Source organism: Bradyrhizobium sp. USDA 3315, from assembly GCF_054056795.1.
In genome coordinates this window covers 8,094,695-8,110,557 of sequence record NZ_JBSRYP010000001.1, presented here as the reverse complement: position 1 = coordinate 8,110,557, position 15,863 = coordinate 8,094,695, and the positions used below count along the sequence as shown (strand labels likewise).

Annotated in this window: 4 protein-coding genes and 2 pseudogenes; 3 read left to right on the top strand and 3 right to left on the bottom strand. The window is 63.7% G+C overall.

Features of this window, described 5'->3' with window-relative positions; translation table 11 throughout:
• Nucleotides 1-226: 226 nt before the first annotated feature.
• The 3 genes and pseudogenes from ACVIYL_RS38170 to ACVIYL_RS38160 all read right to left on the bottom strand — a co-directional run bounded on the left by ACVIYL_RS38170 (nt 227) and on the right by ACVIYL_RS38160 (nt 3,883).
• Nucleotides 227-1,687: pseudogene (locus tag ACVIYL_RS38170) on the bottom strand (IS1182 family transposase).
• Nucleotides 1,688-1,812: 125 nt separating this feature from the next.
• Nucleotides 1,813-2,295 (bottom strand): hypothetical protein, encoded by a 483-nt coding sequence (locus tag ACVIYL_RS38165; RefSeq protein ID WP_456780969.1) that lies wholly within the window; start codon nt 2,293-2,295, stop codon nt 1,813-1,815.
• A gap of 148 nt (nt 2,296-2,443) precedes the next feature.
• A complete protein-coding gene (locus tag ACVIYL_RS38160) occupies nt 2,444-3,883 on the bottom strand; it encodes an IS1182 family transposase (RefSeq protein WP_456780968.1) in 1,440 nt (479 codons plus the stop codon).
• A 178-nt stretch (nt 3,884-4,061) separates the two neighbouring features.
• Here ACVIYL_RS38160 and ACVIYL_RS38155 point away from each other — a divergent pair.
• From ACVIYL_RS38155 to ACVIYL_RS38145, 3 genes and pseudogenes are all read left to right on the top strand, one after another.
• Nucleotides 4,062-4,771 (top strand): annotated as a pseudogene (locus tag ACVIYL_RS38155) (IS5 family transposase); the annotation flags it as partial.
• Nucleotides 4,772-4,856: 85 nt separating this feature from the next.
• Nucleotides 4,857-5,105 carry a hypothetical protein gene (locus ACVIYL_RS38150; RefSeq protein ID WP_456781987.1) on the top strand — a complete coding sequence of 83 codons (249 nt, stop codon included), beginning with the start codon at nt 4,857-4,859 and terminating at the stop codon, nt 5,103-5,105.
• 1,008 nt (nt 5,106-6,113) lie between these two features.
• Entirely contained in the window at nt 6,114-15,728 is a 9,615-nt protein-coding gene (locus ACVIYL_RS38145; RefSeq protein ID WP_456780967.1) for a VCBS domain-containing protein, read from the top strand.
• The last annotated feature ends 135 nt before the right edge of the window (nt 15,729-15,863 follow it).

The window sequence follows — 15,863 nt, the reverse complement described above, 5'->3', positions numbered from 1 at the left end:
GTACTCATAAAACTTGCCGCTAGGAGCAGGCGCATCTGATGTCCGCTTGTCCCCCAACAGCGGCGCGAAAGCGGACGTTATCGGACTTCCGAGAAGGGCCCAGGCTATGTGAGAACCCTGTTTTCAATTGGCGGGCGAGATGTTCCCGCACCGGTTTCGCAGCTCGTCTGGGCTGCCAATGAGCTGCCAGAAGGTTCTAAGCGCTGAGGCGCCGGTACAAGTCGGGTTACGTCTGCATCGCTTCCAGCAGTGTGGCGCAGCCCAGAATCGCTATTACGCGTTTCATGTTGTAGGCGAGCACATTAAGCGCCATTTCGGTCGCAACCTTGCAACCTTGTGTCGTCGTCGCATCAGGAAGTGCGTCGCACCCATCCAGGCCTTGATGGTCCCGAACGGATGCTCCGCCGTCTGCCGGCGTAAGGTCATCTTGTTGGGGTCTTGGTCAAGTCGCTGCTGAACCTTCTCCAGCACAGCTTCGTGCTCCCGTGCTCCCAACGCGTGATACGCCGTTCGGGGCCGGTCGTGCACTGAGCCTTGAGCGCGCAGGTGCGGCAAGCAGTCGTCCAGTAACGGCGGAGTATCTTGCCATCCTCCTCGACGGTGAAGCGATACGTCAGCCGTTCACCAGCAGGACAGCGGTAGATGTCTTCGGCCGCGGCATAGATGAAGTCTTGCTTGCCGAAACGGCCTGCAGCTTTCGCACCTGAGGTCATCGGTTTCGGCAGTGTGACCGTGATGCCAGCCTCCTCGCAGGCACGAATCTCTTCGCTGTCGTAGTAGCCGCGATCAGCAACGGCATCGAGTGTCTCGACAGCCATCTCGGCACGCGCCTGCCCGGTCATGTTGGCGAGCTGGTGGCGATCGCTGCCCACATTGGTCACCTCGTGAGCCACGATGAGATGATGCTGCGTATCAACTGCAATCTGCACGTTGTAGCCAACGATGCCAGTATCCTTGCCACTTGTCGCCATCGAGCGAGCGTCAGGATCGGAGAGCGAGATCTGCTTGTCTTCACTCTTCATCATCTCTGCGTTGATCGCGTTGAGCCGGACGATTTCCTCCTTGAGCTTCTCGATCTTGCCCTTCAACCGCTCAACCTTCACCTCCGGCACCGCATCGCCATGCCGATCGGCGGTCTCCAGTTGAGAGAGATAGCGGGCGATGCTCTCATCGATCCGCTCAAGACGCCTCTTCATCTCTTCATCTTGGCCTCGGTGAAGTTCTTGTCCCGGGCATTGATAGCCTTGAACTTCGATCCATCAATGGCGACGCTTGCGGCACTGAACAGATCAAGCTTGCGGCACAGCGCGACGAACTCGCGACAGACCTGACGGATGGCCTTGCCATTGTCCTTGCGGAAGTCCGCGATGGTCTTGAAGTCCGGTGCTAGCTGCCCCGTCAACCAGATCAACTCGATGTTGCGCTGGCATTCCCGCTCGAGGCGCCGGCTCGACGGAATCCGATTAAGGTAGCCATAGATATAGAGCTTGAGCATAGTGCCGGGATGATAACTGGGGCGGCCGGTGTCGGGTGGCTGGACACCTGCGAACCCGAGCTTGCGGAGATCGAGACCGTCAACGAACACGTCGACCGCTCGCACCGGATTATCCTCGGTCACATAATCGTCGAGCGATGCCGGAAAAAGTGTGCTCTGCCCGCGATCCAACCCTTCGACGAAGCGCTTCATCTGATCCCCCGCAAGTCGTCGGAGAATCTTATCGCCCGAATCACTTCAAACAGAAGGTTTTCACGGTTTTCACACAGCCTGGGCCGGAAGCAGACGTGACCCGAGCATATGTCACGTGGTCGTGCTCAGCCCGCCGTCTGCTTGCCATGCCCGCGCTTCCAGACGTAATCGTGCAGCACAGCGAAGCCATAAACACATCCGATTATTATTGCGTACATCGAACCGAGGAGAAGGAGCCGTATCCAGCCCCAAAGGTCATGCGGGCTTCCAAGCGGCAACTGTATCGCCGCCTCGCATGTGCCCATCTGTACGGCAAATTGAGCGTTCGAAAGCTTTGATGCTTCAGTGTCAACTGGGCCCAGCGTATAGGGGTCAATCTTGCAGTGAACTAGGCCTTGAGGGCTTGGTCGATCGAAATCGAGAGTAGCCACAACGTATCTAGAGCCTTTTGTACCGGAAACCTCGCGGTAGTTTGAGAAAAATCCCATTACGCGAGGACGATCTTTGATTTTTAGCGCCTGGCTACCCGCGTACGGTAGCACCCCGAGAAAGAATATTACCAGCCACGCCGCCAGTGCGAACTGGATGGAAGTGCGCACGGTTTTCATCGTGTCCTCTGGTGGTCTCCTCTCATCAAGTCTACCATAACTAGACGCTCAATAAAGCCTCTGCACGTGTGCAGGTCACGCCTTCGTCGGCTCTGGGTCTTGGTCGTGTAAAAACGCCAGTCCCGAGGCAGTCGGGACTGGATTGGTGTCATGCCGCGATCGCAGCCATCAGCGGCTTGATCCCGACGATGTTCATGACCCGTGTCAGATTGTAGGCCAGGACGGAGAGCGCCATTTCGGCCGCCACTTTCGGAAGCGTTTTGGTGAGGAAGTGTGTCGCTCCCATGCGGGCCTTCATGGTGCCGAACGGATGCTCGACAGTTTCGCGGCGCTGACGCATGGCGTGCGGGCTTGCATCAAGGCGCTGCTGCACAGCCTCGAGCAGATGCTCATGCTCCCATCGCGTAATCCGCCGTTCTGACCCAGGCGTGCATTGGGTCTTGAGCGAACAGCTTTGACAGGCCGTGGTCCAGTAGCGCCGCAGCACCTTGCTGTCTTCTTCATTCGTATAGCGATATGATAGCCGCTCCCCGGCCGGGCAGCGATAGACGTCCTCCTCTGGCAAATAGGCAAAGTCCTGTTTACCGAAGCGTCCGTCTGCCTTAGCGCCGGACGTTAGCGGTTTGGGCAGAGTTACCGTGATGCCCGCTTCGTGGCACGCAAGGATCTCTGGGCTGTTGAAGTAGCCGCGATCGGCTACAGCTTCGAGCGTCTCAGTCTTCAGAACAGCCTTCGCCCGCTTGGCCATATTGGCAAGTTGTGCCCGATCCGAGCCGCTGTTCGTCACCTCGTGCGTCACAATCAGATGGTGTTCGGTGTCTACGGCGACCTGTACGTTGTAGCCGACAACACCAGAGCCGCGCCCGCTCGTCGCCATCGAGCGGCTGTCGGGGTCGGTCAGGGAGATTTGCTGGTCGGGTGACGCAAGCATCTGCTTCTCGTAGACGGCAAGCTTGCCCATTTCCTCCTTCAGTTTCGTCAGCTTCTCGGTAAGCCTCGTCACCTTCGTGGCCAGGGCCTCGGTCGGCTCCTGGCGGTCGGCCGTGTCAAGTTGGCTCAGATAGCGCGCGACGCTCTCCTCCAACTGAGCACGCCGTCGCTCCATCTTCGCGCGCGTGAAGTTCCTGTCCCGGTTGTTCACGGCCTTGAACTTGCTGCCATCGATGGCGACGCTCGCCGTCGCCAGCAGACCCATCTCTCGGCAGAGTTCGACGAAGCGCGCACATACCCTGCGCAGCGCCAGGCCGTTGTCCTTGCGGAAGTCCGCAATCGTCTTGTGATCGGGAGCGAGCCGACCCAGCAGCCACATCACCTCGACGTTGCGCCCGGCCTCTCGTTCCAGCCGCCGGCTCGACTGTACCCGGTTCAGATAACCGTAAATGTAAGGCTTCAGGAGCACCGAGGGATGGTACGACGGCCGACCGGTGGCCGCCGGCTCCACACCCTCAAAGCCCATCTCAGCCAAACCGAGCGCATCGACAAATACGTCGATCACGCGAACAGGGTTGCTCTCGTCAATGAAGTCATCGAGGCATTCGGGCAACAGCGACCGCTGTCCACGATCCGCCTCTTCAACGAAGCGCCTCATCGATTCCCCCAAAGAATCACAGGAGAATCATAACAGCAGCCCAGCGTTTTCACACAGCCAGGGTCATGAACGACAAAACTCGAGGTGAGCATAATAGGTCTGCTTTCGGGTGCATAGCGACCAGTTGAGCCTGATGGCCGAACCATGATTCAAGCCTTCCGATCGGAGGGGCCGAATCATGCGCTACGAACTGACGGACAATGAGTGGTTTGCCATTAAGCCGATGCTGCCGAATAAGTCGCGCGGCGTGCCGCGAGTGAATGACCGTCGTGTCCTCAATGGCATCTTCTGGGTCTTGCGATGCGGAGCACCCTGGCGTGATCTGCCCCAGGCATATGGTCCGTACACCACTTGCTATAACCGCTTTGTTCGCTGGCGGCGGGCTGGCGTCTGGGGCCGCATCATAGAAGCGCTTGCTGCTACCCACGATGCCGCTGTCCAGATGATCGACACTTCGATTGTCCGCGTGCATCAGCATGGAGCCTGCATCACCAGAAACCAGCAGCAGTCGATGGGAAGGTCACGCGGCGGCTTGACCAGCAAGATCCATGCGGTGGTCTATAGCAATGGTCTGCCAGTACGGCTGGCGTTGAGCCCCGGCGAGGCCCACGACGTTCGACTTGCCGGAAAACTGCTGTCTCGTCTGAAATCCGGGCAATGCTGCTTGCCGACCGTGGCTATGACGCTGACTGGATCAGAGAGCTTGCAATGAAGAAGGGCGCCTGGGCCAACATCCCGCCGAAAAGCAATCGCAGCGAACCGATCTGCTTCAGCCCGTATCTCTACCGCTCTCGCAACCAGGTCGAGCGGTTCTTCAACAGGATCAAACAATGCCGTCGGGTGGCGACGCGCTACGACAGGCTCGCCGCCAACTACCTTGCTTTCGTTAGCGGAGCCAACAACGGAGACGGCAACAGCGCCCACAGAGCCGGCACCAGCGGCGGCAACGATACCGGAGGCGACACCGGTACCGATGGCGGCAACGGTCAACCTGAGCGGAGCGCTCGCGGAATGCCGAGCGAGTTTCCCGGATCAGATCGCGCAACCCGTGGCGCGGGCGTCCTGCGTGATCAAGGTGACCGAGCTTGTTCGGCCGCTGCTGCCGTTTCCCGAGCTGCTCGATCGGGAGAACGCCGTGCGCAAGGTATTAGCGGAGCAGGTCCAAGCAAGAACGATGTCCCTGCTCGAGCGCAACATCCAGATCCAGAAGCTTCATTCGTAGCCCCTCGAAGAGGAGGGGAGCAGGTTATCGGCCGCGCCCGCGGACGCCAGCAAGCCGCCGCTGGCGGTCACACAGTGCCGGCAGTCCAATGGGGAGAGTTGCGGCCGGCTCGGAGGGGATTCCGGAACTTGTTATTGAAGCGTCCGCTGCAGGCTGTTCTTGACCTTGCCCAGCATGCACTGCATTTGGAGACAGGTTCGCTATAAGCTCGAACTGTTCAGTGACGAAACAAGGCATGGTCGGGATGGCGTCGGAGCCCGCGGCGCCCAAACCGGCGCTACGCGTGGAGAGGACGTTTGGGGCGGCCCGTAAATCAACGGGGCATTGTTGAAGACAGGAGGGAACTCCATGGCGGCACGGCGTTAATCGTTAAAGTAGAGCAGATCGCACGGCTCTAGACGGCTGCGCAAATTTGCGGCAAATTGCATTCAATTAGGTTTAGAGGTTTGGCCGCCCGCAGTCTTGCGGACCAGGCGCCGAAGCCTCTCGAAGCTGAATATTGAAAGAAAAGAAAAATTGCGAGCATGCGGAGTGCAGGGCCGCACGCGAAACGGGCAGGGTAATGGCGGTCGGAGTCTTTTCACGGTAGGCGTCTAATGGCACATGGGCGGCCTTTGGCCGCGCGCCCCACGAATATTGCTGATGGGCATCGTGCGTGTTGTTGTGAATTGATTTTCGGGTGCGATCACGCCTGCTCTGCGTTAGCAGAGTTCAAGGAGTGTGTATTGAGTCGCGTCAATTTCATCCCGAAGGCCGAGCCGCTGATCAACTGGTCCGAAGTTGAATCGCGCCTCCAAGGAATTTCAAATTCTGCTTCTTCATCGTCAGCCGATCTTCCGATCGAGCCTGCGCTCACTCCGGCTAGTGATCGGCCGGCTCTGATTGCTTTTCCTGTCGCTCTATCAAGACATCATTCCCGGAATCGAGCCAGCTAATCACGCATCCGTTTGATCAAATAGCAGAAGCTGTGACGCGAATTGTACGAAAAGAATTATTGGAGCATCTCTAATGGCAAGCGCCAGCGGCGACACCACCATTATCATGACGGGAACCACTAACGACAATCTGGTCGGAGGTTCTGGCAACGACACGCTGTACGGAGGTGCAGGTAGCGATCGTCTCAACGGTGGTTCTGGAGACGACACCCTTAACGGCGGCAGCGGCTTTGATACCGTTTTGGGCGGATCAGGATCCGATACCCTGATATATAAGGCCTATGAAAATCAGTACATCTTGGGATCGACCGGCTTCACCGCCACCAACCAGCAAATCAGCGGCGGCACTATTTATTCAGGAACCGATCAGACGAGTCTCGGCATTGTTGGCGCGTCTACGGTCGTCTCAGGTACTACATTCCAGGGCTACGACTCCTACGACGGCGGAAATGGTGCTGTGCAGCTCGGCAAGGCGGGCGCGACGCCGGATGTCGATACGCTCCAGATCTGGCTGAGCGCCGCGCAGTTAGCCGATGCAGATATTCGGGCCGAGATTTCGTATTACAAGAACGTCTGGGTTCCTGCGCACATCAGTGCTCAAACCGGACAGGCTGACGGTACCATCTATACCTTCAAAACTCTCAATTTGCAGGTTTCTGCGATCGAGAAAGTTGAAGTACGTGATGCCTCGGGCAATCTTACGATCGCAGCCACTGCCGATACAGCATCGGCGACAGAAGCGGGCGGTATTAATAACGGCACTGCTGGCGTCAATCCGACCGGCAACGTCCTAACGAACGATTTCGATTTCAGTGCAGCTTCCAAGACGGTTGCGGGCGTTGCGGCGGGAACCACCAGTGTCTCGTTGAGTTCCGGCGCCGGCACCGATGTGGTCGGTGCGCACGGCACCCTGCATCTCAATACCGATGGCTCTTATACCTATACGGTGAACAACGGCCAGGGCGCGGTCGAGGCGCTGCGCACGTTTAGTGACACGCTGACGGATACGTTCTCCTATACGGTGAAGGATACAACGGGGGCGACGGCTACCACGACCCTGACGGTGACGATCCACGGCAGCAACGACAACGCGACCATCACGGTTTCGGCGACCGAGGACAACGCCGTCACCGAGGCCGGCGGCGTCGCCAACGCCACCGCAGGCGATCCGACCGCGTCGGGTCAGCTCACCGTGCACGACGTCGACAGCGGCGAGGACCATTTCCAGACGCCCGCCTCGCTGGCCGGCACCTACGGCACCTACACCTTCAACCCGACCACCGGTGCCTGGACCTACACGCTCGACCAGAGCCTGGCCGATCCGCTCACCGCGGGGCAGGTGGTGCACGACCACCTGATCGTCACCTCGTTGGACGGCACCGCCACCCACGACATCGACGTCACCATCACCGGCAGCAACGACAACGCGACCATCACGGTTTCGGCGACCGAGGACAACGCCGTCACCGAGGCCGGCGGCGTCGCCAACGCCACCGCAGGCGATCCGACCGCGTCGGGTCAGCTCACCGTGCACGACGTCGACAGCGGCGAGGACCATTTCCAGACGCCCGCCTCGCTGGCCGGCACCTACGGCACCTACACCTTCAACCCGACCACCGGTGCCTGGACCTACACGCTCGACCAGAGCCTGGCCGATCCGCTCACCGCGGGGCAGGTGGTGCACGACCACCTGATCGTCACCTCGTTGGACGGCACCGCCACCCACGACATCGACGTCACCATCACCGGCAGCAACGACAACGCGACCATCACGGTTTCGGCGACCGAGGACAACGCCGTCACCGAGGCCGGCGGCGTCGCCAACGCCACCGCAGGCGATCCGACCGCGTCGGGTCAGCTCACCGTGCACGACGTCGACAGCGGCGAGGACCATTTCCAGACGCCCGCCTCGCTGGCCGGCACCTACGGCACCTACACCTTCAACCCGACCACCGGTGCCTGGACCTACACGCTCGACCAGAGCCTGGCCGATCCGCTCACCGCGGGGCAGGTGGTGCACGACCACCTGATCGTCACCTCGTTGGACGGCACCGCCACCCACGACATCGACGTCACCATCACCGGCAGCAACGACAACGCGACCATCACGGTTTCGGCGACCGAGGACAACGCCGTCACCGAGGCCGGCGGCGTCGCCAACGCCACCGCAGGCGATCCGACCGCGTCGGGTCAGCTCACCGTGCACGACGTCGACAGCGGCGAGGACCATTTCCAGACGCCCGCCTCGCTGGCCGGCACCTACGGCACCTACACCTTCAACCCGACCACCGGTGCCTGGACCTACACGCTCGACCAGAGCCTGGCCGATCCGCTCACCGCGGGGCAGGTGGTGCACGACCACCTGATCGTCACCTCGTTGGACGGCACCGCCACCCACGACATCGACGTCACCATCACCGGCAGCAACGACAACGCGACCATCACGGTTTCGGCGACCGAGGACAACGCCGTCACCGAGGCCGGCGGCGTCGCCAACGCCACCGCAGGCGATCCGACCGCGTCGGGTCAGCTCACCGTGCACGACGTCGACAGCGGCGAGGACCATTTCCAGACGCCCGCCTCGCTGGCCGGCACCTACGGCACCTACACCTTCAACCCGACCACCGGTGCCTGGACCTACACGCTCGACCAGAGCCTGGCCGATCCGCTCACCGCGGGGCAGGTGGTGCACGACCACCTGATCGTCACCTCGTTGGACGGCACCGCCACCCACGACATCGACGTCACCATCACCGGCAGCAACGACAACGCGACCATCACGGTTTCGGCGACCGAGGACAACGCCGTCACCGAGGCCGGCGGCGTCGCCAACGCCACCGCAGGCGATCCGACCGCGTCGGGTCAGCTCACCGTGCACGACGTCGACAGCGGCGAGGACCATTTCCAGACGCCCGCCTCGCTGGCCGGCACCTACGGCACCTACACCTTCAACCCGACCACCGGTGCCTGGACCTACACGCTCGACCAGAGCCTGGCCGATCCGCTCACCGCGGGGCAGGTGGTGCACGACCACCTGATCGTCACCTCGTTGGACGGCACCGCCACCCACGACATCGACGTCACCATCACCGGCAGCAACGACAACGCGACCATCACGGTTTCGGCGACCGAGGACAACGCCGTCACCGAGGCCGGCGGCGTCGCCAACGCCACCGCAGGCGATCCGACCGCGTCGGGTCAGCTCACCGTGCACGACGTCGACAGCGGCGAGGACCATTTCCAGACGCCCGCCTCGCTGGCCGGCACCTACGGCACCTACACCTTCAACCCGACCACCGGTGCCTGGACCTACACGCTCGACCAGAGCCTGGCCGATCCGCTCACCGCGGGGCAGGTGGTGCACGACCACCTGATCGTCACCTCGTTGGACGGCACCGCCACCCACGACATCGACGTCACCATCACCGGCAGCAACGACAACGCGACCATCACGGTTTCGGCGACCGAGGACAACGCCGTCACCGAGGCCGGCGGCGTCGCCAACGCCACCGCAGGCGATCCGACCGCGTCGGGTCAGCTCACCGTGCACGACGTCGACAGCGGCGAGGACCATTTCCAGACGCCCGCCTCGCTGGCCGGCACCTACGGCACCTACACCTTCAACCCGACCACCGGTGCCTGGACCTACACGCTCGACCAGAGCCTGGCCGATCCGCTCACCGCGGGGCAGGTGGTGCACGACCACCTGATCGTCACCTCGTTGGACGGCACCGCCACCCACGACATCGACGTCACCATCACCGGCAGCAACGACAACGCGACCATCACGGTTTCGGCGACCGAGGACAACGCCGTCACCGAGGCCGGCGGCGTCGCCAACGCCACCGCAGGCGATCCGACCGCGTCGGGTCAGCTCACCGTGCACGACGTCGACAGCGGCGAGGACCATTTCCAGACGCCCGCCTCGCTGGCCGGCACCTACGGCACCTACACCTTCAACCCGACCACCGGTGCCTGGACCTACACGCTCGACCAGAGCCTGGCCGATCCGCTCACCGCGGGGCAGGTGGTGCACGACCACCTGATCGTCACCTCGTTGGACGGCACCGCCACCCACGACATCGACGTCACCATCACCGGCAGCAACGACAACGCGACCATCACGGTTTCGGCGACCGAGGACAACGCCGTCACCGAGGCCGGCGGCGTCGCCAACGCCACCGCAGGCGATCCGACCGCGTCGGGTCAGCTCACCGTGCACGACGTCGACAGCGGCGAGGACCATTTCCAGACGCCCGCCTCGCTGGCCGGCACCTACGGCACCTACACCTTCAACCCGACCACCGGTGCCTGGACCTACACGCTCGACCAGAGCCTGGCCGATCCGCTCACCGCGGGGCAGGTGGTGCACGACCACCTGATCGTCACCTCGTTGGACGGCACCGCCACCCACGACATCGACGTCACCATCACCGGCAGCAACGACAACGCGACCATCACGGTTTCGGCGACCGAGGACAACGCCGTCACCGAGGCCGGCGGCGTCGCCAACGCCACCGCAGGCGATCCGACCGCGTCGGGTCAGCTCACCGTGCACGACGTCGACAGCGGCGAGGACCATTTCCAGACGCCCGCCTCGCTGGCCGGCACCTACGGCACCTACACCTTCAACCCGACCACCGGTGCCTGGACCTACACGCTCGACCAGAGCCTGGCCGATCCGCTCACCGCGGGGCAGGTGGTGCACGACCACCTGATCGTCACCTCGTTGGACGGCACCGCCACCCACGACATCGACGTCACCATCACCGGCAGCAACGACAACGCGACCATCACGGTTTCGGCGACCGAGGACAACGCCGTCACCGAGGCCGGCGGCGTCGCCAACGCCACCGCAGGCGATCCGACCGCGTCGGGTCAGCTCACCGTGCACGACGTCGACAGCGGCGAGGACCATTTCCAGACGCCCGCCTCGCTGGCCGGCACCTACGGCACCTACACCTTCAACCCGACCACCGGTGCCTGGACCTACACGCTCGACCAGAGCCTGGCCGATCCGCTCACCGCGGGGCAGGTGGTGCACGACCACCTGATCGTCACCTCGTTGGACGGCACCGCCACCCACGACATCGACGTCACCATCACCGGCAGCAACGACAACGCGACCATCACGGTTTCGGCGACCGAGGACAACGCCGTCACCGAGGCCGGCGGCGTCGCCAACGCCACCGCAGGCGATCCGACCGCGTCGGGTCAGCTCACCGTGCACGACGTCGACAGCGGCGAGGACCATTTCCAGACGCCCGCCTCGCTGGCCGGCACCTACGGCACCTACACCTTCAACCCGACCACCGGTGCCTGGACCTACACGCTCGACCAGAGCCTGGCCGATCCGCTCACCGCGGGGCAGGTGGTGCACGACCACCTGATCGTCACCTCGTTGGACGGCACCGCCACCCACGACATCGACGTCACCATCACCGGCAGCAACGACAACGCGACCATCACGGTTTCGGCGACCGAGGACAACGCCGTCACCGAGGCCGGCGGCGTCGCCAACGCCACCGCAGGCGATCCGACCGCGTCGGGTCAGCTCACCGTGCACGACGTCGACAGCGGCGAGGACCATTTCCAGACGCCCGCCTCGCTGGCCGGCACCTACGGCACCTACACCTTCAACCCGACCACCGGTGCCTGGACCTACACGCTCGACCAGAGCCTGGCCGATCCGCTCACCGCGGGGCAGGTGGTGCACGACCACCTGATCGTCACCTCGTTGGACGGCACCGCCACCCACGACATCGACGTCACCATCACCGGCAGCAACGACAACGCGACCATCACGGTTTCGGCGACCGAGGACAACGCCGTCACCGAGGCCGGCGGCGTCGCCAACGCCACCGCAGGCGATCCGACCGCGTCGGGTCAGCTCACCGTGCACGACGTCGACAGCGGCGAGGACCATTTCCAGACGCCCGCCTCGCTGGCCGGCACCTACGGCACCTACACCTTCAACCCGACCACCGGTGCCTGGACCTACACGCTCGACCAGAGCCTGGCCGATCCGCTCACCGCGGGGCAGGTGGTGCACGACCACCTGATCGTCACCTCGTTGGACGGCACCGCCACCCACGACATCGACGTCACCATCACCGGCAGCAACGACAACGCGACCATCACGGTTTCGGCGACCGAGGACAACGCCGTCACCGAGGCCGGCGGCGTCGCCAACGCCACCGCAGGCGATCCGACCGCGTCGGGTCAGCTCACCGTGCACGACGTCGACAGCGGCGAGGACCATTTCCAGACGCCCGCCTCGCTGGCCGGCACCTACGGCACCTACACCTTCAACCCGACCACCGGTGCCTGGACCTACACGCTCGACCAGAGCCTGGCCGATCCGCTCACCGCGGGGCAGGTGGTGCACGACCACCTGATCGTCACCTCGTTGGACGGCACCGCCACCCACGACATCGACGTCACCATCACCGGCAGCAACGACAACGCGACCATCACGGTTTCGGCGACCGAGGACAACGCCGTCACCGAGGCCGGCGGCGTCGCCAACGCCACCGCAGGCGATCCGACCGCGTCGGGTCAGCTCACCGTGCACGACGTCGACAGCGGCGAGGACCATTTCCAGACGCCCGCCTCGCTGGCCGGCACCTACGGCACCTACACCTTCAACCCGACCACCGGTGCCTGGACCTACACGCTCGACCAGAGCCTGGCCGATCCGCTCACCGCGGGGCAGGTGGTGCACGACCACCTGATCGTCACCTCGTTGGACGGCACCGCCACCCACGACATCGACGTCACCATCACCGGCAGCAACGACAACGCGACCATCACGGTTTCGGCGACCGAGGACAACGCCGTCACCGAGGCCGGCGGCGTCGCCAACGCCACCGCAGGCGATCCGACCGCGTCGGGTCAGCTCACCGTGCACGACGTCGACAGCGGCGAGGACCATTTCCAGACGCCCGCCTCGCTGGCCGGCACCTACGGCACCTACACCTTCAACCCGACCACCGGTGCCTGGACCTACACGCTCGACCAGAGCCTGGCCGATCCGCTCACCGCGGGGCAGGTGGTGCACGACCACCTGATCGTCACCTCGTTGGACGGCACCGCCACCCACGACATCGACGTCACCATCACCGGCAGCAACGACAACGCGACCATCACGGTTTCGGCGACCGAGGACAACGCCGTCACCGAGGCCGGCGGCGTCGCCAACGCCACCGCAGGCGATCCGACCGCGTCGGGTCAGCTCACCGTGCACGACGTCGACAGCGGCGAGGACCATTTCCAGACGCCCGCCTCGCTGGCCGGCACCTACGGCACCTACACCTTCAACCCGACCACCGGTGCCTGGACCTACACGCTCGACCAGAGCCTGGCCGATCCGCTCACCGCGGGGCAGGTGGTGCACGACCACCTGATCGTCACCTCGTTGGACGGCACCGCCACCCACGACATCGACGTCACCATCACCGGCAGCAACGACAACGCGACCATCACGGTTTCGGCGACCGAGGACAACGCCGTCACCGAGGCCGGCGGCGTCGCCAACGCCACCGCAGGCGATCCGACCGCGTCGGGTCAGCTCACCGTGCACGACGTCGACAGCGGCGAGGACCATTTCCAGACGCCCGCCTCGCTGGCCGGCACCTACGGCACCTACACCTTCAACCCGACCACCGGTGCCTGGACCTACACGCTCGACCAGAGCCTGGCCGATCCGCTCACCGCGGGGCAGGTGGTGCACGACCACCTGATCGTCACCTCGTTGGACGGCACCGCCACCCACGACATCGACGTCACCATCACCGGCAGCAACGACAACGCGACCATCACGGTTTCGGCGACCGAGGACAACGCCGTCACCGAGGCCGGCGGCGTCGCCAACGCCACCGCAGGCGATCCGACCGCGTCGGGTCAGCTCACCGTGCACGACGTCGACAGCGGCGAGGACCATTTCCAGACGCCCGCCTCGCTGGCCGGCACCTACGGCACCTACACCTTCAACCCGACCACCGGTGCCTGGACCTACACGCTCGACCAGAGCCTGGCCGATCCGCTCACCGCGGGGCAGGTGGTGCACGACCACCTGATCGTCACCTCGTTGGACGGCACCGCCACCCACGACATCGACGTCACCATCACCGGCAGCAACGACAACGCGACCATCACGGTTTCGGCGACCGAGGACAACGCCGTCACCGAGGCCGGCGGCGTCGCCAACGCCACCGCAGGCGATCCGACCGCGTCGGGTCAGCTCACCGTGCACGACGTCGACAGCGGCGAGGACCATTTCCAGACGCCCGCCTCGCTGGCCGGCACCTACGGCACCTACACCTTCAACCCGACCACCGGTGCCTGGACCTACACGCTCGACCAGAGCCTGGCCGATCCGCTCACCGCGGGGCAGGTGGTGCACGACCACCTGATCGTCACCTCGTTGGACGGCACCGCCACCCACGACATCGACGTCACCATCACCGGCAGCAACGACAACGCGACCATCACGGTTTCGGCGACCGAGGACAACGCCGTCACCGAGGCCGGCGGCGTCGCCAACGCCACCGCAGGCGATCCGACCGCGTCGGGTCAGCTCACCGTGCACGACGTCGACAGCGGCGAGGACCATTTCCAGACGCCCGCCTCGCTGGCCGGCACCTACGGCACCTACACCTTCAACCCGACCACCGGTGCCTGGACCTACACGCTCGACCAGAGCCTGGCCGATCCGCTCACCGCGGGGCAGGTGGTGCACGACCACCTGATCGTCACCTCGTTGGACGGCACCGCCACCCACGACATCGACGTCACCATCACCGGCAGCAACGACAACGCGACGGTGACGGCGGGCACGCAGAGCATTCAACTGGTCGAGGCGGGGGTCGGCACCGCGGGCACGGCCTTGGCCAGCATCACGCTTACCAAAGGTGATCCGGACACCGGCGATACGGCCGTCTATGATGGCGCTGCGCTGACCGGAAACGGCTGGTCGACCAGCAATGCTGGCGCGACTTACACCAAGACAGGCACCTATGGCACGGCCACGCTGACCGCTGCCACCGGAGTGGTGAGCTACGCGCTGGACAATTCCGACCCCGATACCAATGCGCTGGCGCAGGGCGCCAGCGTCAGCGACAACTTCACCGTCTACGTCAAGGACGGCAGTACTGGCACTGCCAGTGCCGCGGTGAACTTCGCCATCACCGGCACCAACGACAATCCGACGGTTACCGCGGGCGCGCAGAGCGTTCAGCTAGTGGAGGCTGGTGTTGGCACCGCGGGCACGGCCTCGGCCGGTATCACGCTTACCAAAGGTGATCCGGATACCGGCGACGCGGCCGTCTATGACGGCGCTGCACTGACCGGGAACGGCTGGTCAACCGGCAACGGTGGCGCGACTTACACCAAGACAGGCATCTACGGCACGGCCACGCTCACGACGGCGACCGGCGTGGTGAGCTACGCACTCGACAACTCCGACCCCGATACCAATGCGCTGGCGCAGGGCGCCAGCGTTAGCGACAACTTCACGGTCTTCGTCAAGGACGGCAGCACCGGCACTGCCAGCACGGCGGTGAACTTTGCCATCACCGGCACCAACGATGCACCGACTCTAAACGGCGCAAATTGGCAGTGGGGAACAGGAAATCAGAGCAAAGTCCTAACCGTATCAGGCACGGTTTCCGACCCAGGACGCAGGTAACTTGACTAGCGATACGATCACGGTCAACTGGGGTGACAGCACAACGACAACCCTACATCCGGCAAGTGATGGTACGTTCAGTTTAAACCACACTTACTCGAACAGCGGGAATTGGACCGTTACGCTTACAGTTAC